Below are 19,159 nucleotides of genomic sequence, written 5' to 3' on the forward strand. Positions count from 1 at the left end.
CCGCCTGGTCATCGACGGTCACGGACTCGGTCACGGTGTCAGTCACTTGATGTCTCTTCCATGATCATCAATTACACCGGTGAGCGTACAGACCCGATGGCGCCGCTGCTCCAGACGGTTTTCCGGACGGCGAGGAACTTGGTGACGCTGGCGGTGTCGAAGACGGTGTCGGCGCGCAGCGGCACCTCTGGCTCATCGGGATCGAAGAGGCCGGTGGCGCCCTGTGCGCGGATGCCGGTGGAGTCTCCGACGGCCCAGATGGGGCCGGGGAGTGACGTGTCGGGCTGTTCGGTGTGCAGCTGAGATGAGTTGGCAGCGGCCCGACGACGTACTGGATTACTCGCATGCCCGGGCGACCGCGTGCAGCATCGCCCTCCGCATGCGAAAGCGCCCTCGTATGGGACGAGCCGGACCGCCACGGCCCGTACCTGAGGTGCGGGCCGTGGCGTGCTGGTGCCGTGGTCAGGAGGGCGCGCTCTCGTGCCTGCGTCAGCGTGAGCGGGCTGGTGTGTCGCAGTACTCGGCGTTCAGGATGGGGAGGATGGTCTCTGCTCCCCAGTTGCTGTTGTAATTGAACGTGAGTTGGTGGCTGCCGTCCTCAGTGAAGGCGGCCAAGGAGATCCACCCCAACGTACCGCCGTCGTGGTACCAGATGGTGGTGCCGCAGCTGAGGGTGAACCGTTCGATGCCGAGTCCGTAGGACGAGCCCGGGAGATCGGGGTCGTCGATGGTCGTCTTCATCTCCTTCAGCTGCTGCGGTGGCAGCAGATTCCCGCGCATCAGGGCCCGGTAGAACCGGTTCAGATCGCCTGCGCTGGAGATGATGTCGCCGTCGCCCCAGAGCTGTGACCCGTTCATCTCGGTGACGTCGTCGATGCGGTCGGGCTGCGCGGTGAAGAGCTTGGAGTAGCCGTGGCTGCTCGGCTGGGGCAGGTGGATGCTGTTCCCGGGGTTGGACGTCGCCTTGAGCCCCAGGGGTTCGATGATGCGCTCGCGCACCTCGTCCTTGTACGACCTGCCGCTGATCTTCTCGACGATCAGCGCGGCCAGGATGTCGTTGGTGTGGGAGAACGACTGCCTGGCACCGGGCTCGAACTGCGGCTCGTGGGAGAGGGCCACCTTCACGCGCTGCTCGGGTGTCAGGGTGTCGTCCCGGTGCCGGAGGAAGCCGTCGCCGAACACGTACGTCTGGTCGTACTCGTTGTCGGCCAGGTAGTCGAACAGTCCGCTGGTGTGGTTGAGGAGCTGCCGTACGGTGATCTTGCCGCCGTCGTTGCCGTTGCCCGTCACCAGGCCGGGCAGGTAACGCTCCACGGTGTCGTCGAGGCTGAGTTTCTTCTCCGCCTCCATGTGAAGGAGGACGGTTGCCACGAATGTATTGGTGATGCTGCCGACGCGGAACCGGTCGTTCTTGCCGCGCGGCGCACCTGTCTTCAGGTTGCCTACGCCCGATGCGGACTTCCAGACTCCGTTGGAATCGCGTGCTTCGGCGGTGATGCCGGGGACACCGGCTTTCACGGCCGCGTCCATCGCGCGTTGTGTCGCTTGGTGGTCGACCGCCGTGGAGGCCGTGTCCCGCCGGGCGGGACCCGTGAAGGCGGTGGCCGCCATCGCGACCGCTGCCAGACCGACCACGCCGGCCCTGGATCTCTTCCGTATCGTCATTCCACGCTCCTGGGAATCGTCTGTATGCCGTACTCGTGCGTTGCCGTCGGCTGGAGCGTAGGTCACCCGTTTCGAGTGCGGGGCGCTTGTACAGCAAGGCCTCACGCGACGACGGAGTGGTTGAGAGTAGGCACGGTTGCATGCGGGGCCAGTGAGCAGCGGAGAGATTTCGCAAAGTGCGGCGAGCACCGGCAATGGCAGGGCGCTCGGGTCCGGTCGGTGACCAGGCGGTAGATCTGGGCTGTGGACAGGTTGATGCGGCGGTCCCGCAGGAGCGGGATGGGCTCGGTGGCCTTCCAGATGTTGTGGGCGGCCGTGATCCGCCGCAGATGTCAGTGGTGGCTCAGCCGCCGGACCATCAGATGCCCCCTCTGCCGGTGATGCCGAGAGCCTTGCTGGTCGTCCCGTCGAGCACTCGGCGCAGGGTGCGGGTGCGGAAGTCGGAGGACACCGAGGGGTAGAGCGAGGTGGTGGCGGCGTAGGAGCGCCTTGTCTCTGCGGTCGCCGTGTGCGGTGGGGTTCGTGTTGTGTTCGAAGTGGTCGGCTCCGGGTGCGGCGTCCGTGATGCTGGTTGCTGCCTCTGCGGCGATGGGGTCGGGGCATCTGCGATCGACTTCGCTGTCGCGTGTTGTGTCAGCACGGACCGGCGGCCTTCTGCCGTGTTGTGGGAGGCGGGTGACATTCGCGTTCCGGGCAGCGACTGCCCCCGCCCCCCGCCCCCAGTCCTCGACGGACACCCGGTAGTACGCCCTACTTCGGTGCCTGGAAGCCGCCGATCTTCTGCTCGAGCAGTTCGGCCAGCCGCAGCGGGGTGCGGTCCTCGAACATCGGACCGATGAGCTGCACTCCGACCGGCAGACCCTCGGGGGACCGGCCCGTTGGTACGGCGGTGGCGGGTAGTCCGGGCATGGTGGCCAGACCGGCCCAGACGAGCTGGTCGAAGTACGGATACTCGACGCCGTCGATGTCGATCCGACGTTTCATCAGGTCGGGGTTGTGGTCGTGCGGGAACGCGGGAGTGGGCGTGATGGGACACACCACGGCGTCGAACTCGGCGAAGAACTGCCGCCAGCCATGGCGGTGGAGCTCGCGACGGCTGTTCGCCTCGATCCAGTCCCGGTGGCTGAACACCATGCCGCGCAGCCGCGCCGCATCGAGACTCTGGTCGTCCGCGCTCAGTCCGGCGGCGAGGGTCCGCAGCTGCTCGTACGCTTCGACGGGAAAACGTGCAACGGAACTCGAAAACAGCAACTGCGTGTAGAGCATCGCGGCTTCGGTCAGATCGGGCAGCAGCGGGCTGTGCCGTTCGACGCGGGCGTCGCCGTCGACAAGCACGTCGGCCACCCGGTTCACGCCCGCCCGCACAGCGGACCCGGTCGGAATGAGCGGATGCTCGTCGAGGACCAAGACCCGGAAGTCGCAGAGCCGCTCGTGGCGCGAGGGCGGCAGCGTCAATTCGTGCGCCACACCGAGCGTCAGCGGGTCCGGTCCGGCCATGACGTCGAGCAGGAGCGTGAGGTCGCGAGCGGTGCGCGCCATCGGACCGACGACGGCGAGGTCGTGCTCGACCGGCAGGGCCGGCCCGGGTGGCGGGACCATGCCGCGGCTCGCCGCCAGCCCGAGTGTCGGCTTGTGCGCGTAAATGCCGCAGAAATGTGCGGGGGTGCGCAACGAACCGCCGATGTCGGAGCCGATGGACAGCGCGCCGAATCCGGACGCCAGGGCCGCCGCTGATCCGCCGGAGGATCCGCCCGACGTACGACGGTGGTCCCACGGGTTGTTGGTGGTGCCGTAGATCTCGTTGAAGCTCTGTACATCTTGCAGCCCCAACGGCACATTGGTCTTCCCGAGCACCACCGCGCCTGCGGCCTTGAGTCGCGACACCTGCACCGCGTCCTCGGCCGGCATGTAGTCTCGGTGCAGCGGTATGCCCCAGGTCGTGGGCAGCCCGGCGATGTTGTAGGACTCTTTGACCGTCACCGGAATGCCGAGCAGCGGCCGGTCCTCACCGCGGGCGCGCGCCTGGTCCGCATCGCGCGCGGCGGCCCGTGCACGGTCGAAGTCCGGCACACACATCGCGTTGATCGCCTTGTCGTCCCGCTCGATACGGGCGATCGCCTCGTCGGTCAGTTCCGCCGAGGTCACTTCACCGGCACGCAAGGCAGCCGCGAGTTTTTCGGCCGTCTGAAAATTCCACTCCATGAATCCGACCGTACCGGCCTCTGGAAGAAATCATGAAATGCCGCTTCGCGCAACGGGATTGGATGCCTCAATACTGATCACGCTTCTCTCCGGCCACAGACAATTGGCCCGACCGATGGCGATGGCGATGGCGATGGCGACGCGCGGCGGGATCGGTGCTAGGCCTGGGGAGGAAGCCGTGACATATGGCCTCTGCACATGGGGAAGCAAGGTAGATGGGCGAACAGATCTGCCAGGCACGGGTGTTACAGCGGCGCTCACAGCATGAGGTGGCGGCATCGCTCGGCTATCACCAGTCAAAGGTGAGCCGCCTGGAGAGCGGTCGCGGCACGGAGGACATCCGCGTGCTCTGCGCCATCGCCCAGGAACTGAACATCCCGCCGGACCAGTTGGGCCTCGCCTCCAGCCTCCGTGTCCAGGCCCACGTCCTGGTCCGCGAGAAGCACACCACCGAGGCCGTCGCCCTCGTCCGGCACACCGCAGACCAGCTCACCGGCTCCTACGACCGCCGTTCCCTGAAGTACCAGGACATCCGCCGCCCCGACGTCCGCAACCTGGTCGCCGACATGGCCGCCCGCGACCGCCGTCGTACGCTGCCGGAACTGCACCACTTCAGCCGCCGACCGGGAGTCCCCGCGTGACCGAACCGACCGCCCCGGACAAGAAGCCCTTCCTGTACGTCGTCGTCTGCGCGGCCGGTGTCGCCCGTGACGTGGGCAAGCTGATCACTGCTGCCCAGGAGGCGGACTGGGACGTCGGTGTCGTCGCCACCCCGCAGGGCCTCGGCTTCATCGACGCAGCCGCGATCGAGGCACAGACCGGCTACCCGATCCGCTCCGCCTGGCGCTCACCGGGCGACCGTCGCCCGCTGCCGCCCGCGGACGCCATAGCGGTCGCCCCGGCCTCCTTCAACACGATCAACAAGTGGGCCGCCGGGATATCCGACACCCTGGCTTTGGGCATCCTGTGCGAGGCATACGGCATGGGCATCCCGACCGTGGCACTGCCCTACCTGAACTCAGCCCAGGCCGCCCACCCCGCCTACCAGCAGAGCCTGGACCGGCTGCGGGGGATGGGCGTCCTGATCGGCTCCTGCGAACCGCACCAGCCCAGGGCCGGCGGCGGCGCAGACCGCTTCCGCTGGGAGGAAGCCCTGGAACTTCTGGAACCATGACATGCTCGTCCGTGAGGCAGCCCAGGTGCCTGCACCCGCAAGCCGCAGCGCCCCACGCAGCACCCGAGATCGGTCCTGGTTATGAGAGCGGTCCCAGGATCTCCTGGGACTCGATGAGCCCCTGCTCGCTGGGGGCTTCACCGTCACCGAAGACGCGTGCGGCTTGCCGGGCCCGGAATTCGAGATGTGCTTGGGCGGGCTTGGCGTAGCCGTGGCGGGCACGGGCTTCTGCGGGGGTAAGTACTTCCTCCTTGCGAGGAGGAATGCCGAGCTTGACCGGCGCAATCACCGCGACGGTGGAGGGCGAGATCCTGTCCAGTAGGCGCAGTTCGACCTTGGGGTTGAGGTGCGCGAGTGCGAAGGCTGCCTTCATGACGGGCACGATGAGGATGTCGAGGAGGCGTGACTGCCGGATGCCGGCCATCTCGCGCATCCAGCGTGGCATGGTGGCGATCGTGGCGATTCGCTGTGCCTTCGCGACGGCCAGACTCGCCGGCTGCGCCCAGCGCGGCGTCGGCGGCAGCACCAGTTCGCTCCTGAGCAGGTGGTTCATGGCCTGCCGTGCGATCGGGCTGGCGGACAGCTGCGGGCGCATCTGTTCGAAGTACGCCTGGACGCCTTCACGGCTGCGGGGTATGTCGTCGGGGGAGCACGTCTGCAGTTCCGCGGCGAGAGCGCATGCCTCCCAGTACTCCTTCTCCTCCTGCGCGGAGAGCTTCCCGGGCCCGTACTTCTCGTACGCGTAGAGGATCGAGTGCCAGCCGGTGAGCTGGATCCACAGCTGCGAGGCAGGGTCGTTGGCATCGTAGGTCCCGCCGCCGTAGGGCAGGTGGCCTATCGCCTTGGAATGGACCTTGACCAGGATGTCCGCGGCCTTGCACACCTCCCGTGAACCGGCGAAGGCCACCATCGCGAAGTACTTCAGGGTCCGGTCGTAGCGAGTGCGGGAACGCCGGTAGATGCCCTGGGTCGCGTGGACGGCGGCGACCAGCGGCGGGTCGAGTTCCTCCACCACCACGGCTCGTTGGAAACCCACGGTCGGCGCTGTCGGATAGCTCCAGACCTTCCACACCACCGAGCCCGGACCGAAGAAGCCGTAGTCCTCGTGCGGTTCGATCTCGCCGTGCTTCAGCTTCGCCATGGAGCCGCTCCTCGTGCGTCCGCGGCGTGCGCCGCCCTCAATTACGACACTGCTGTCTTAAATTAAGACACGCATGTCGTAAACTGCCAAGGTGTCTGCGTCCCCCTCTTCGTCCCCCTCTTCGGAAGACCGGCCACGCAAGCGGCGTCCCTACGCCGCGCGCGTCCCGATCGAGCAACGCCGCGAGCAGCTGCTCGACGCAGCCCTCGCCGTGATCGTGAACGACGGCTACGACCGGGTCTCCATCGATGCCATCGCGAAGAGGGCAGATGTCGCCCGGTCGGTGGTCTACAGCGCCTACGAGAATCTCGACTCCCTGCTGACCGCCCTGCTCGACCGGCAGCAGGCACGCGCCTTCGAGCACCTTCTCCAGACGATCCCCAGCACGGAGAACCTGCGCGACCCGGCCGCGTTCGCGGCTGAAGCCGTGCGCCGGATGTCCGCGATGCTCCACCAGGATCCGGACACCTGGCGGCTGATCCTGCTGCCCCCGGGCAACATGCCCACGGTCGTCCGTGACCGCATCGAGGCGGACAGGGAGCGGTTCCGGCTCCGGGTCGAAGCATGGGTCTCCCTCGCTCTGGCTCACCGGAGCGGCACGGCCGCCACCCAGCAGCTCGATGCGCAAGTCCTCGCCCACGCACTCGTCGCCTGCGCGGAACACTTCGGCCGCCTCGCGCTCACCGATCCCGGCAAGTTCGACCCGCCGCGCCTGATCGGCCAGCTACAAGTGATCCTCGGCGCCGTCTTGCCACGGACGCGTTGACGACAGCCGGGCGCGGCCTCTTGGCGGCCGCTCCCGTCCTGCCGCAACGGCGGCCCTTCGAGTGTCCCGGGCTCCCTTCACTATGTGCAGCATGGCGCCGACGATGATGATGGCGGTGCCAGCACCAGGCACACACGGACTATGGGCTCGGCTCGCGTGAGAGGAGTGCTGGCAGTGTCGACGCTGCCCGACTGGACGACGGAGACGCGAACGTGCCGACGCGCCAGTTCCTGGCGCAGCGACTCACTGAAGGCGCCTACGCCGAACTTGGTGGCGCAGTACACGGCGGACATGGCGAAGGCTTCACGGCCCGCGAGGGAACCGATGTTGACGATGTCGGCGACCTGACGCAGTGCATCGGCGGCTGCCTTGACCAGGTGGGGAACGGCCGAGTGGGTGCCCGGGTCTGACCACCGGCAGCGGTGTTTCTGCGGCGAGGTCGGTGAGCCGGTCCTCACTTCGGCCGACCAGGGCCCGGAGGCGCCCTCGCAGGAAGCTCCAGGGCGGGCGGTGGCGTGGCCGATACCGCTGGAGGCCCCAGTGACCAGGGCGGGAAGGCCGGCAATCCCGCCCCATCTGTAGGAGGACGGCGACGTTATGCAGCCGCGCTGAGGACTCACTGCTGCCGACACACAGCGCGGCCATCCCGACGATGACGGGGACCGTGAGCGGCCGTACGACCCAGGCGTCGCCGGCCCACCCGTCCAGCCCTGTGGCCAGCTGAGCGAAGGGCACCCTGACCTCGCCGAGGGGGCCGACGACCAGCACGCCGTCATGGTGACGGGTCAGTCGCCGAGCCAGCTGGTGGTGGGCCCGAGGACTTGCGACACCCAGGAGCGATCACGGCGGCCGGCGAGTAGGGGGAGGTCGAGTTCAGGCCGATGGCGACGGAGTAGAGGAAACCGATCACCTGTGGGTTGAGCCCGGTCGGCGCTGCGGGTTCACGGGGATCTCCCGGGCGCCGTGATCGACCATGTGTTCCCCCCTTCGGGGGCTGCTGGCATTCCCGGCGCGGACGGCACATGCGGCGACGCCCCTCGTGCGCGGAGGATCGCCCGGGGTCAGTCGCATGGCTCCGGGGAGGTCCGGCGGGCGGTCGGTACATGTCGCACGGCTCCTGGGCTTCCCGCCGTTCCGACAAGGAAACGCGGCGGCGCCCCGAAAGGTCAATGGTGTTGGCGTAAGGATGGCGGCCTGCCGGGCTCACTCACCTGCCCGAGCGAGCTGCGCCGCCGTGTGTTCCAGCAGCATTTCCAGGGCGGCCGGATAGGCGCTGTGGGGCATGCGCCTTGCGAGCAGGTTCGCTGTGGCGGCGATGTGGGGATGTGACTCGGCCGGCAGCTGTGAGTACGTGGACTTCCACATCTCCTCATCCCCTGCACGAGCTTCGGCGGCCAATGCGAGGGAGCCCGCGTCCAGCGCTGCGAAGGCCAGGCTCTGGTCGATGAACGCGTGGTAGACGTGGACGGCGGCCGGATCGGGCAGCCCGGTGCCGCGCAGGATGCCGAGGATCGTCTCGTCGACCGCGATCTCGCGGGGGCGGCCGGTGACCCGGCTGGCGGTGAGGAGAGCAGCTTGCGGGTGGGCGAGATAGGCGCCGTAGATGGCTCGGCCCAGAGCCCGTAGGTCCGAGCGCCAGTCCCCGGTGGCCGTCCAGTTGTCGAGCGCCCGGCCCATCAGCTCGTCCCCGATGGCCCGGGTCAGATCGTCCATCCCGGCGAAATAGCGGTAGAGGGTGCTGGGATCGGCGCCCAGCGCGGCGCCGAGTCGGCGGGCCGTCAGCCCGGTGCTTCCGTGTTCCCTCAGCACGCGCAGGGCGGTGTCCACGATGATCTCTTCGGACAGAACGGTGCCGTTGCGCGTGGGCCGCCGACGCTGACGTGCCGTTTCCGGCACCACTGGCTTCGCCATGTGTGCTGTCTCCCTCGACTTCGGCCCTCGTCCGTCCTGGACCTTATGCCAACACGGTTGACCTTACCTTGTGGCATCCCGTTGCATCAGTCCCCATCGGAGGCGCCCGCCTCCAGGAAGAAAGGTGTGTGACATGCGTGTACTGCTCGTGGGCGCGGGCGGCGTCGGAACCGCCGTCACCCGGATCGCCGCCCGTAGGGACTTCCTCACACACATGGTGGTGGCCGATTACAACCTCGCCCGTGCGGAAGCCGCCGTCGCCGCACTGGGGGAGGAGGGCAGCCGGTTCAGCGCGCAACGGGTGGACGCGTCCGATCAGGAGGCGGTGCGCCGAATCCTCACCGAGCAACGTTGTGACGTGCTGCTCAATGCCACCGACCCCAGGTTCGTGATGCCCCTCTTCCAGGCGGCCCTGGAGGCCGGCGCGCACTACCTGGACATGGCGATGTCCTTGTCGGCACCACATGCCACCCGGCCGTACGAGGAGTGCGGTGTGAAACTCGGCGACGAACAGTTCCAGCTGGCCCAGCGCTGGGAGGACGCCGGACGGCTGGCATTGGTCGGCATGGGCGTCGAACCCGGTCTGTCCGATGTCTTCGCCCGCTATGCGGCCGACGAACTCTTCGACGACATCGAGGAGATCGGCATCCGGGACGGTGCCAACCTCACTGTCGAGGGCTATGACTTCGCACCGTCCTTCAGCATCTGGACGACCATCGAGGAGTGCCTCAATCCGCCGGTCGTCTACGAGAAGGACCGCGGCTGGTTCACCACGGCTCCGTTCAGCGCGCCCGAGGTCTTCGACTTCCCTGAGGGCATCGGTCCGGTGGAGTGTGTCAACGTCGAACACGAAGAGGTGCTGCTGATCCCCCGCTGGGTGGACGCGCGTCGCGTCACGTTCAAGTACGGGCTCGGCAATGACTTCATCGCCAAGCTGAAGACCCTCCACGAACTGGGTCTCGACTCCACCGCCAAGGTGACGGTGCCCGGCCAGGACGGGCCTGTCGGCGTCTCTCCACGCGACGTCGTCGCGGCCTGCCTACCCGATCCGGCGGGTCTGGGAGACCGGATGACGGGCAAGACCTGCGCCGGCACCTGGGTCAAGGGCACGAAGGACGGTGCGCCGCGCGAGGTGTACCTGTATCACGTCGTCGACAACGAGTGGTCGATGCGTGAATACGGCTCGCAGGCCGTCGTGTGGCAGACGGCGGTCAATCCCGTCGTCGCGCTGGAGCTGCTGGCCACCGGCGCCTGGACGGGCGAGGGCGTCCTCGGACCGGAAGCCCTGCCGCCACGCCCGTTCCTCGACCTGCTTACCGAGTACGGTTCCCCTTGGGGCCTCCGCGACCAGGGCTGACTTCACACCCTGGGCGGCGCAGCATGGCGAGGAGAACGCCGGATAGCGGTCCTGACCGGCGCGAGTTCCGGCCGTCGACTGGCCGGACTGCCCGTCTACCGGCCGGATGGGGGCTCGTGACCAACACGGCCGGTATCGCGTCCACTCTGGACCGGCCGGTCATCGGAGCCGGGGTCACCCCGACCGAGGGGTCGGCTTCAGCACGCGTGTTACCTGGGCATGGTGGGTCGCGGTGTCGGCGGGGACCCACCGTCGCGGTGGCCGTGGCGGCGTCGGCGTGGCCCTGGGCGGGCCGGGCGTGTGCGAGGCGGCTCGTGGCGATAGCGCGGGAGCCATACGGGCCGGTAGGCGTTGAGGCCGGCGCGGTCCATGGCTGCCTGCGCCTGGTCATAGGTCCGGCGCAAGCCGCTGCCGTCCTGGGCCGCGCCGTGTCTGTCGTCCGATGGGCGACCCGTGACAACACCCGCCGCCGGCACTCCCGCCTCGGCCAGATCAGCCCGACCACCTACGAACAGCGATCAACTACGCCGGCCACCCCGCATGACAACCGGTGTCCACGATCACAGGGAAAGCCCCTTTCTACTTCCCTGATGAAGACTGACTCTGACACCTTGTGCAGGCCGGGGCAGGGGTGCGTGGCCCGCATCACGGCGACGACGGTCGCGCTAGACCTTTCGTCTGGTTCATGTCTCCGATCATCTGCCACAGCCGCAGCGCCCGCCCTCGGTGTTGGTGCGCCATGTCGTGGGCGCCGGCGGCGGCGTCCAGGTCGCCGATCAGTTGCCAGCACGCGGCCTCGTCCTGGCGGTCTCCGTGCCGGTGGAACAGACCCGCCGCGCGCTCCAACGCCGGGCTCGCCCGGTCCCGGTCGTGTTGACCGGCGTACACGCGGCCGACTTCCAGCAGTGTGTACCCGGCGCACCGCTCGTCGGCCAGTTTCTCGAAGGTGGCCAACGCCTGCCACAGGCAGCGCAGTGCCTCGTCCGGATCACCGCGCCGATCATGCAGCCGGCTGAACCGCCGCAGCACGACGGCCACGCGATGCTCGTCGTCGAGCGCCCTGGCCTGGCTCAAGGCCCCGTTGAACCAGAGTTCCGCCTCTTCGAGTTTGCCCTGCATGAGCGTCATCACGGCCATTGAGCAGGACAGCTGCGCTTCGATGTGCCGGTCGCCCTCACCGACCGCGATGGCCAGCGCCTGCTCGACACGTTCGAGGGCTTCGTCGTCACGGCCCTGTACCCGGCTGACCGTGCTCAGCATCGCCATGGACAACGCCTCGCCGCGTTTGTCCCCACCATCCCGGCACAGCCCGACGGAGGACTCCAGGGCACGGGTTGCCTGGTCGAACTCGTCTCGGTAGATGTGCAGCTGGCCAAGACCGCGCAGCAGCACCGATGTGCCGCGCACGTTGTCGGCGGCCTCGGTCGCGCCCAACGCGAGCTGGTGCCCGTGCTGCCAGTCCTGATACAGACACCGGTGGTCGTAGTAGGTCGCCGTGCCGGCCGCCAGCTCCCAGGCCAACTCGTCCAGGCCCCAATCCACGGCCAGTTTCACCGCGCCGAGCAGGTTGTCGCTCTCCGCGTCGAACCAGCCGAACGGATCGGCCATCAGCCGGTCCACGACCGCATCGGGCAGCGGCCGGCGCGGTGCCGAACCGGGCGCGGCGGCCAGCAGCCCGGCCGCCGGCAGTCGATCGGTGCCGCGCCCGACCAGCTCGAGCCAGGCGGACAGCACTCGAATGATCGCGTCCCGCTTGTCCGTCGCCGGCAGCGGGGCGGCGATCTCCACGGCACAGGTCCTGATCAGGTCGTGCAGCCGGTAGCGCGGCTGGCCGATGGCGTCGGTGGCGGTCAGCCGAACCAGGCTGGCATCGACGAGGGTGTCCAACACCTCCTCTGCGTCCGAGCGGTCCAGCAGTGGGCCGACCACCCAGCCGGGCAGGGTGTAGGCGCCGAGCAGACCCAGCAGGCTCAGTGCGCGCACCGCGTCGGCCGGCAGCAGCCGTAAGCTCAGTTCGACGCTGGCTCGCACGCTGAGGTCTCCGATCCTCAGCTCGGCCAGCCGCCGGGACTCATCCTCGATCCGTTCCCGCAGCACCCGCAGCGACCAAGCCGGGCGGCCCGTGAGCTTGCCGCTGGCGATCCGGATCGCCAGCGGCAGGTTGCCGCAGCAGTCGAGGATCGCGTCGGCCTCCGCCGGTTCCCGCTCGACGCGGCGCCGCCCGACAATGCCGGTGAATAACTCCCGTGCCTCTGCCGGGCTCAGCACGTCCAGGTCGATGTGCCGGGCGCCGGGAAGTTGCGTCAGCAGAGTGCGGCTGGTGATCAACACGGCACAGCCGTCGGCCCCGGGCAGCAACGGCAGCACCTGATCGGCGTGACCGGCATCGTCCAGCACCACCAGCATGCGGCGGTCCACCAGCAACGACCGGTAGAGCGCGGCCCGCTCGAACAGACCGTTCGGGATCGCGCTGCCGGCGATCGAGAGCGCGCGCAGCGCCTCGGCCAGCATCAGCCCCGGGTCCCGCGGCTCGTCCGATGTCGCGGCGAGGTTGAGGTAGAGCTGGCCGTCGGGGAAAGCGGTACTCGCCAGCCGCGCGGCGTGCGTAACCAGGCAGGACTTGCCGACACCGGGACCGCCCACGATGACGGCCACCGGGGCCCGGTTCGGCGCCGACGCGTCGAGCAGTCCGGCGATCTCGCCCAGTGCCTCGGCCCGGCCCACGAAGTCGGAGACGTCGAGGGGCAGTTGACGCACAGGCATCGCCATTGCCGGCTCGGCGGCCGGCACGTCAGGTCTCTCCGGTGGTGTGTCCGAGGGACCACTTGCTGGGACCGGAGCCACCAGGGCGGGATCTGCGGTCAGGATGCGCTGATGCAGTGTCTGGAGCGGCGGGGTGGGATCGACGCCGAGTTCGTCGGCCAGTGTCCGGCGCAGCCGCTCGTACACCTGCAGCGCCTCGCCTTGTCGCCGACACCGGTAGAGGGCGACTATCAAGTGTTCGGCGACGTCCTCGTCGTAGGGGTGCTCGCGGAGCAGGGCGGTCAGTTCGTCGATGACCTCTCGATGACGCCCCAGGTCGAGTTCGATGGCCAGGCACTGTTTGTGCGTGGCCGCGCGTCTCTCGTTCAGCCGTGCCGCATCGATCTCCAGGACCCGGCTGGAGATGTCGACCAGGGCGTTTCCGCGCCAGCAGGCCAGTGCCCGCCGCAGCGCGACAGCTGACTCGAACGGGGCCGTGTGCTGTTCGGCGAGGCGCCGTTCGTGGTCGAACTCCAGCAGGTCGAGCTGATCCGGGGCCAGGTGGATCTCGTAGCCGCCGCGCCGCGTACTGATCAAGGAGCCTGGTGCTCCGCAGGCCACGAGGTTGCGGCGCAGCCCGGAGACGGCGTCCTGGACCTGACGGACCGCAGTGGCGGGCGCGTTCCCGTCCCACATCACGGCGACGAGCCGATCCATGGCGACGATGTTGTTGGCGTCGACCAGAAGCGCGGCCAGCATCTTGGCCTGCCGCGGTCCGTTGAACCGGACCTCGCGCCCGGTGATCTGCGCGTGTAACGGCCCCAGTAAGCCGAACCTCATGCTTCCCCCGGCACGTGACGATTAGCGCCAATCCGCGGCTGACCTCGCACTAGGACGAATCTAGGACGGCCGACGGATCCGTGTCCATAGCGTCCCCGTAGCGGGGCTCATCGCAGACGAGTGGGCAGGAATACGTACGGAGCGTGCCTTCGGACTCCGCACTTGATGCGACCACGGGGTTGCGCGTGCATGCCGAAAGCAACCCGTGGCCGTGCGCAACCGGAACGATGCATACACACCACGGCGCGACGCCAGCGCTTGTGTGATGGCGTGATCGATCTTGCCGATCCGGGTCCCTCGGCAAGGGGATCCGGTGGGAAGACGATCGCGACATGCGGGCAACTCACCGACGAGCAATGGAAGTTGATCGAGTCCTTCATGCCGATAGGCGAGTACGGGCCCTACCCCGAGCGGCCGCGGGATCAGTTCGAGGGGGTGATCTGGCCGTTCCCCACCAGCAGCCAGTGGCGGGAGATGCCCGGCGAGTTCAGCCCGCGGCCGACTGTCTACGGCCGCTTCTGGGCGTGGAGGGACGCCGGCGTCTTCACCGCACTGCTCGAAGGCCTGATCGCCGAGGCCGCCCGCCAGGGACAGACGGACCTATCGCTGGTCAGTGTGGGCTCCACCACTGCCTTGCTCGGCAGATCTCGCGGTGGACTGGCGAGCGAGGTTCATCTCGTTGCAGTCCGCTAGTGCCGTCCCTTGTCCCTCGTGCTGATCGCAGGACAGGCCGCCGATTGCCCGCAGTTCGTCCGTCCCCGTGCTGCGGAAGGTGCGCATCCGTCTTCCCGTCGGCCGACGCCGGACCCGCCCGACGCTGTCGCCGCGGACAGGGCCTATTCCTCTCGCGCCAACGGCTCTTACCTGCGCAGACGCAACATCAAGGCAGTCATCCCGGAGAACGGAACACCGTCGAGCGCCTGATCAACAAGTTGTAGGCCTGACCGGGCATCGCGACTCGATACGACAAGACACCTGAGAGCTACCTTCCCGCCTCCACCTCCGTGCCTCGATGATCTCGATCAACGCCCCCTTGAAGACAACTGGTTGATCACAAGATCACACAGGTCCAAGGCTCGGGCGGATTCGAACGGGTCTGGAAGGCCCGCGATGCCGCCCGGCTGCGCGACCATCCGAACATCGTCGCGGTCCACGACGTCATCGTCGAAGGCGACCTGCCCTGGACCTGAGAGCGTCATATCCGATGCGGCGTACGGTGGTTGGCTGCGGCGCGCTTCACCAGGTGGCCGCGCGGGGCGACCGGCTGAGCCAGATTCAGCCACGCGAGCCCACCGGAAGCGGGAAGGCAGGCAACAGGTACAGGCCGAGGTCGAGGGTGACGGGCGCCGTCCGTCACTCGGGCCGTGCCGCATCCGCAGATGGCCCGGCGCCCGCGGACGATGTCGCCGGGACGGTGCTCAGCGCTCAGGTGCCGCCGCCTCAGTCGGAAGACGTGTTCCCCTGGCCTTCGCCACGTCGGGCTCCGACCAGCAGCAGGCAGGCCGCGACAAGGAGGATCAACAAGGGCGAGGGCCCGCCGACTACGAAACCGAGGACGACCCACGCCACTATGGCCCAGGCGACGAACACGGGCGGCGTCATTCCGCGACGGGCGAGCCACAGCACGGTCAGGCCGATGAGGATAAGCGGCGGGCCGAAGCTGAACACCGAATACCACCAGGCGACGGTGGCGTCGCTCATCTTGGGGTAGTCCCCGAGGTTCCACGCCCCGCCGAACCAGGTCCCGGCGTAATCCGGAGCCGTTTCGACAAGGCTGCCCAGCGTGTGCCCGATACCGGCCAGCGTGATGATCCAACCTGCCCACTTGATCATCTGAGTACTCCGTTTCTCACGACCACGGGGACGAGGGGACGGGATGGGTCGTTCGCCCGGGAGCCGTCCGTCCGGAATGCCGAAGTCCCCGTCCCCCGACGTCCGTTATACAGTTATGTACAACGCGAGGTTAGACCCGTTATACAGCCCTGTACAACCAGCTACTGCATGAGGTGGACCACACGATGGGTGCGCTGCGCACACCGCGCGAGACCTGGATCGAAGAAGGACTGCGCGCACTGGCGAAGGGCGGCGTGGAGGCCGTACGCATCGAGGCCCTGGCAAAGGCGCTCGGCGTCACCAGGGGAGGCTTCTACGGCTACTTCGCCAGCCGCGAGGCGCTGTTGACCGAGATGCTCGACGCCTGGGAGCGAGAGAGCGTCGACGACGTCATCGACCGGGTCGAGCAGGAGAGCGACGACCCCGGGGAAAGGGTGCGGCTCGCCGGGCAACTCACCTTCTCCGGCGACCGTCTGCTGCCCATCGACCTCGCCGTCCGCGACTGGGCACGCCGCGACCTGGCGGTCGCCGACCGGCTGCGCCGCGTGGACAACCGGCGCATGCAGCTGCTGCGTGACGCGATCAGCGTATTCTGCCCCGACCCGGAAGAGGTCGAGGCCCGCAGTCTGCTCGCCTTCTGCATGGCCATCGGCAGCCACTTCCTCGCCGCCGACCATCCCGGCCGTACCCAAGCCGAGGTCCGTGCCCGGGCCGGCAGGCTTCTCCTCGACCGCTCACCCGGCACGGACGACCGCACAGAACCTCCGGCCGGGCGCCAGCAGGGCTCGCGGAACACTTAGAGCGTCCGGCAGTAGAGGTGCACGGGTGGTCGGAAGGCGCCCCGGATGAAGAGCAGGCGCGAGCGGTGGTGATCATGGAGTTGTCCACGCTCAGTGATCACCGGAGGGCTCGTGTCTGTCCTGCCGTCATGCCTGCTCGGACCCTTGCGCATCCCGGACCGGGTCGTCTTTGAGTATGTGATCGCCGTTCTGGTGCACGGCACCGGATATGAGCGCGTCGCAGGCCCGACTGTTCGGACCACATGATCCGACGGCGCGTCAGGCACTGGGCTGAGTTGGGAATGTCTGATGAGGTTCATGCGCTGGCACTGCAGGCGTACGACAGCACGATCGGCCTGGAGTTCGGCGAGCTGTCCGCAGATGGCTGCATCACCAAGGCCCTGTGCGGCGGCGAGGCTGCAGGACGCTCCCCGGCGGACCGGGGCAAGCAGGGGCTGAAGCGCTCGGTGGACTCCGAGGCGTTGCGCTCACGGAGCTTGGCTTCACCGGCGAGATCGCCCGCAAGGGCGTCGCCGACCCCTCCAGGCTGGTAAGAGGTGGGCGGTCGAGCGGACCCACTCGTGGATGAACGGCTTCGGCAAGCTGCGCCGATGCACCCAGAAACGCCGCCGGGTTGTGGACTTCTACCCCCACTCGCAGGCTGAAGTGACGCCTACTGCCGGACGATGTTAAGCGTTTCGGGAGGCTTTCGGCCGTCTCCGCCAGGTGAGATGTTCACGAGTTCAGCAGCACCGGACTCCGTCCTAGCACTGCGTCGAGTTGCGGATCCGCGCTGTCGAGCACCAGCTCAATCGGACGTCGTGACCGAGGACCACTCGCCGAACCACTGCTCGGCGCCGTAGGCTTCGAATCGTTCTACCTCGATGAACCCCAGCTTCGCAGCGAGGCGCATTGAGCGGACGTTGGCGGTCTGGGTGGCGAGTACCACCGGTTCGCCGGGAAGCGCACCCGCGAACCAGTCGAGTGCCGCTTCGCACGCCTCGGCGCCGTACCCGTATCCCCACGTCTGTGGCAGGAACAGGTAGCCAAGTTCGGCCTTTCCAGCAGCCTGGCGAAGGTGCCCCGTCTCTCTGGTGAGCGTGATCTGGCCGATCATCGCTCCGTCAAGATCGACTACGAAAAGGCCGGGGCGCCTCGGGTAGCGCGCGCTCGAGTTTGTCACGCGGTTGAGGACCACCGAGGTAGGTGCCCACCTCTGGCGAGGCCAGCAGCTCGATGACCGCCGCACGGTCCCGGGCCTCGGGCTCACGGAGCACGAGTCTCTCGGTCCTGATCGGGGCAGGTGGCCAGGCGACGGGCCCGAGTTCAGTCATGTCGGCCAGCCAATCAGCAGGCTCGGCAGCGATCAAGACTCGCGGACCGCAACCCACCGGCCCGCGCCCCACCCTCACCAACGGGGCCCGGCCCTACAAGCCACGCCTGCCAGGGACGGGGGCCGACCTTCTTCTTCCGAGGGTTGGAGTGGCGGTAGAAGGAGCGATTCTTGGGGACACTGAGGTCCGACTCGCTGTGCGCTCCTCGGCAGGGTCGGCCGCCTGCCCGGGATGCGGATGGAGATCCTCGCGTGTGCACTGCTACTACCATCGGTGTCTGGCGGATCGTCCCGTCGTCGGCCGACAGGTGCGACTCGATCTGCGGGCACGTCGTCTCGTGTGCGGCAACGACAGTTGCGGGCGCCGGACGTTCGCCGAGCAAATACCGGACCTGACGCGTCGGCACGCACGCCGTACGAATGCCCTCACCGCCCAACTCGCGGTCATCGCCCTGTTTCTGGGCGGACGTGCCGGAGCCAGTCTGTACGGACGCATGGCCGTCACCACCGGCAAGGACACCCTGCTCCGACTCCTTGCTCCGACTCCTTCGCACACTGCCCGTCCCGGCAGCGGAGTCTGTCCCGTGTCTGGGCGTGGACGAGTTCGCCGTGCGTCGAGGTCGTACCTACGCGACGATCCTCGTCGACATGAACACCCGCCGCCCTGTCGACGTCCTCACGGACCGCACTGCGTGCACTTTCGCCGCCTGGCTGCGCGAACACCCCGAGGTGAGGGTTGTCTGCCGCGACCGTGCCGGCTCCTTCCGCGACGGCGCCCACGCCGGTGCACCACAGGCCCGGCAAGTTGCCGATGCCTGGCACCTGCTGCACAACCTCGCCGAGGCCGTCGAGCGCGTCGTCGGACGACACCGTGCCGACCTGCACGAACCCCTCACCGTGCTGGCCAACCAGGACGACACCCGCCCGCCAGCGGGCGTCCAACACCCCACCCCCCTGGGCGAACTGGACGTGCACGGACGGCAGCGGCCGCTGGTCGCCCGCACCCGCGAACGCCACCACCAGATCCACGAACGCATCGAACGCGGCGACAGCCTGCGAGCCATCGCCCGTGAGCTCCGCCTCGGCCGCGGCACCGTCCTGCGCTTCGCCCGGGCCGCCGATGTCGAGCAGCTTCTCGTCGCGGCAACCCACCGCCCGAGCGTGATCGACGGCTACCGGCTCTCTCTGCATCACCGGTGGATGGAGGGCTGCACCAACGCTCCCGCACTCACCCGGGAGATCCAGCAGCTGGGCTATCGCGGCGACATCAACACCGTCCGCCGCCACCTGCGGCCCTACCGCACGGGGACAATCCCCACGGACGCTCCGCTGCCCCACCTGACCGTCCGCCGGGTCACGGACTGGATCACGCGCCGGCCAGAACTTCACCGAGACCGAGCGCAAGTGCCTCGGTGA

13 protein-coding genes and 4 pseudogenes are annotated in these 19,159 nt (G+C 68.2%); 8 read left to right on the forward strand and 9 right to left on the reverse strand.

All coding sequences use genetic code 11. The features are described from left to right. Nucleotides 1-104: 104 nt before the first annotated feature. The 3 genes and pseudogenes from AB0L75_RS39165 to AB0L75_RS39175 all read right to left on the reverse strand — a co-directional run. A pseudogene (locus tag AB0L75_RS39165) lies at nucleotides 105-269 on the reverse strand (serine hydrolase); the annotation flags it as partial. A gap of 220 nt (nucleotides 270-489) precedes the next feature. Beyond that, on the reverse strand, nucleotides 490-1,665 hold the full coding sequence (locus AB0L75_RS39170) for a serine hydrolase domain-containing protein (protein WP_365190967.1): 1,176 nt from the start codon (nucleotides 1,663-1,665) through the stop codon (nucleotides 490-492). 750 nt (nucleotides 1,666-2,415) lie between these two features. Beyond that, on the reverse strand, nucleotides 2,416-3,867 hold the full coding sequence (locus tag AB0L75_RS39175; protein ID WP_365190969.1) for an amidase: 1,452 nt from the start codon (nucleotides 3,865-3,867) through the stop codon (nucleotides 2,416-2,418). 215 nt (nucleotides 3,868-4,082) lie between these two features. Here AB0L75_RS39175 and AB0L75_RS39180 point away from each other — a divergent pair, with 215 nt between their 5' ends. Both AB0L75_RS39180 and AB0L75_RS39185 read left to right on the forward strand, forming a co-directional pair. Beyond that, entirely contained in the window at nucleotides 4,083-4,508 is a 426-nt protein-coding gene (locus tag AB0L75_RS39180) for a helix-turn-helix transcriptional regulator (RefSeq protein WP_365190971.1), read from the forward strand. Next, nucleotides 4,505-5,041 carry a flavoprotein gene (locus AB0L75_RS39185; RefSeq protein WP_365190973.1) on the forward strand — a complete coding sequence of 179 codons (537 nt, stop codon included), beginning with the start codon at nucleotides 4,505-4,507 and terminating at the stop codon, nucleotides 5,039-5,041. Before AB0L75_RS39180 ends, AB0L75_RS39185 begins: the two co-directional genes overlap by 4 nt. 79 nt (nucleotides 5,042-5,120) lie before the next feature. Here the strand turns inward: AB0L75_RS39185 and AB0L75_RS39190 are convergent, their stop codons facing one another. Next, on the reverse strand, nucleotides 5,121-6,182 hold the full coding sequence (locus AB0L75_RS39190) for an oxygenase MpaB family protein (RefSeq protein WP_365190975.1): 1,062 nt from the start codon (nucleotides 6,180-6,182) through the stop codon (nucleotides 5,121-5,123). A gap of 91 nt (nucleotides 6,183-6,273) precedes the next feature. Here AB0L75_RS39190 and AB0L75_RS39195 point away from each other — a divergent pair, with 91 nt between their 5' ends. Next, nucleotides 6,274-6,948 carry a TetR/AcrR family transcriptional regulator gene (locus AB0L75_RS39195; protein WP_365190977.1) on the forward strand — a complete coding sequence of 225 codons (675 nt, stop codon included), beginning with the start codon at nucleotides 6,274-6,276 and terminating at the stop codon, nucleotides 6,946-6,948. 80 nt (nucleotides 6,949-7,028) lie between these two features. Here AB0L75_RS39195 and AB0L75_RS39200 read toward each other — a convergent pair whose 3' ends face one another. Both AB0L75_RS39200 and AB0L75_RS39205 read right to left on the reverse strand, forming a co-directional pair. After that, nucleotides 7,029-7,724, reverse strand: coding sequence for an SDR family NAD(P)-dependent oxidoreductase (locus AB0L75_RS39200; RefSeq protein ID WP_365190978.1), 696 nt, complete (start codon nucleotides 7,722-7,724; stop codon nucleotides 7,029-7,031). 427 nt (nucleotides 7,725-8,151) lie between these two features. Further along, a complete protein-coding gene (locus tag AB0L75_RS39205) occupies nucleotides 8,152-8,859 on the reverse strand; it encodes a TetR/AcrR family transcriptional regulator (protein WP_365190980.1) in 708 nt (235 codons plus the stop codon). Between the two features lie 133 nt (nucleotides 8,860-8,992). Between AB0L75_RS39205 and AB0L75_RS39210 the strand changes: the two genes are divergently transcribed. After that, nucleotides 8,993-10,216, forward strand: coding sequence for a saccharopine dehydrogenase C-terminal domain-containing protein (locus AB0L75_RS39210; protein WP_365190982.1), 1,224 nt, complete (start codon nucleotides 8,993-8,995; stop codon nucleotides 10,214-10,216). A 645-nt stretch (nucleotides 10,217-10,861) separates the two neighbouring features. Here AB0L75_RS39210 and AB0L75_RS39215 read toward each other — a convergent pair. Further along, complete coding sequence (locus AB0L75_RS39215; RefSeq protein WP_365190984.1) at nucleotides 10,862-13,798, reverse strand: BTAD domain-containing putative transcriptional regulator; 2,937 nt, start codon at nucleotides 13,796-13,798, stop codon at nucleotides 10,862-10,864. Nucleotides 13,799-14,176: 378 nt separating this feature from the next. Here AB0L75_RS39215 and AB0L75_RS39220 point away from each other — a divergent pair. Further along, nucleotides 14,177-14,849, forward strand: a pseudogene (locus tag AB0L75_RS39220) (IS5 family transposase). 389 nt (nucleotides 14,850-15,238) lie between these two features. Here the strand turns inward: AB0L75_RS39220 and AB0L75_RS39225 are convergent. Beyond that, nucleotides 15,239-15,631, reverse strand: a complete 393-nt coding sequence (locus AB0L75_RS39225; RefSeq protein ID WP_365190986.1) for a DUF6463 family protein — start codon at nucleotides 15,629-15,631, stop codon at nucleotides 15,239-15,241. Between the two features lie 185 nt (nucleotides 15,632-15,816). Between AB0L75_RS39225 and AB0L75_RS39230 the strand changes: the two genes are divergently transcribed. Further along, entirely contained in the window at nucleotides 15,817-16,431 is a 615-nt protein-coding gene (locus AB0L75_RS39230; RefSeq protein WP_365191022.1) for a TetR/AcrR family transcriptional regulator, read from the forward strand. 147 nt (nucleotides 16,432-16,578) lie between these two features. Then, nucleotides 16,579-17,058 (forward strand): annotated as a pseudogene (locus AB0L75_RS39235) (IS5/IS1182 family transposase); the annotation flags it as partial. Between the two features lie 160 nt (nucleotides 17,059-17,218). Here the strand turns inward: AB0L75_RS39235 and AB0L75_RS39240 are convergent. Then, nucleotides 17,219-17,744: pseudogene (locus AB0L75_RS39240) on the reverse strand (GNAT family N-acetyltransferase). Between the two features lie 593 nt (nucleotides 17,745-18,337). Here AB0L75_RS39240 and AB0L75_RS39245 point away from each other — a divergent pair. After that, nucleotides 18,338-19,159, forward strand: a complete 822-nt coding sequence (locus tag AB0L75_RS39245) for a transposase (RefSeq protein ID WP_365190988.1) — start codon at nucleotides 18,338-18,340, stop codon at nucleotides 19,157-19,159.

The organism is Streptomyces sp. NPDC052101, from assembly GCF_040680235.1.
Lineage (GTDB): Bacteria > Actinomycetota > Actinomycetes > Streptomycetales > Streptomycetaceae > Streptomyces.

Excerpts from the sequence above, each read along its gene's own strand:
- AB0L75_RS39230 (WP_365191022.1), top strand. The coding sequence starts at position 15,817 with ATGGGTGCGCTGCGCACACCGCGCGAGACCTGGATCGAAGAAGGACTG.
- AB0L75_RS39225 (WP_365190986.1), bottom strand. The coding sequence starts at position 15,631 with ATGATCAAGTGGGCAGGTTGGATCATCACGCTGGCCGGTATCGGGCAC.
- AB0L75_RS39205 (WP_365190980.1), bottom strand. The coding sequence starts at position 8,859 with ATGGCGAAGCCAGTGGTGCCGGAAACGGCACGTCAGCGTCGGCGGCCC.
- AB0L75_RS39215 (WP_365190984.1), bottom strand. The coding sequence starts at position 13,798 with ATGAGGTTCGGCTTACTGGGGCCGTTACACGCGCAGATCACCGGGCGC.
- AB0L75_RS39180 (WP_365190971.1), top strand. The coding sequence starts at position 4,083 with ATGGGCGAACAGATCTGCCAGGCACGGGTGTTACAGCGGCGCTCACAG.
- AB0L75_RS39190 (WP_365190975.1), bottom strand. The coding sequence starts at position 6,182 with ATGGCGAAGCTGAAGCACGGCGAGATCGAACCGCACGAGGACTACGGC.
- AB0L75_RS39175 (WP_365190969.1), bottom strand. The coding sequence starts at position 3,867 with ATGGAGTGGAATTTTCAGACGGCCGAAAAACTCGCGGCTGCCTTGCGT.
- AB0L75_RS39200 (WP_365190978.1), bottom strand. The coding sequence starts at position 7,724 with ATGACGGCGTGCTGGTCGTCGGCCCCCTCGGCGAGGTCAGGGTGCCCT.
- AB0L75_RS39210 (WP_365190982.1), top strand. The coding sequence starts at position 8,993 with ATGCGTGTACTGCTCGTGGGCGCGGGCGGCGTCGGAACCGCCGTCACC.
- AB0L75_RS39170 (WP_365190967.1), bottom strand. The coding sequence starts at position 1,665 with ATGACGATACGGAAGAGATCCAGGGCCGGCGTGGTCGGTCTGGCAGCG.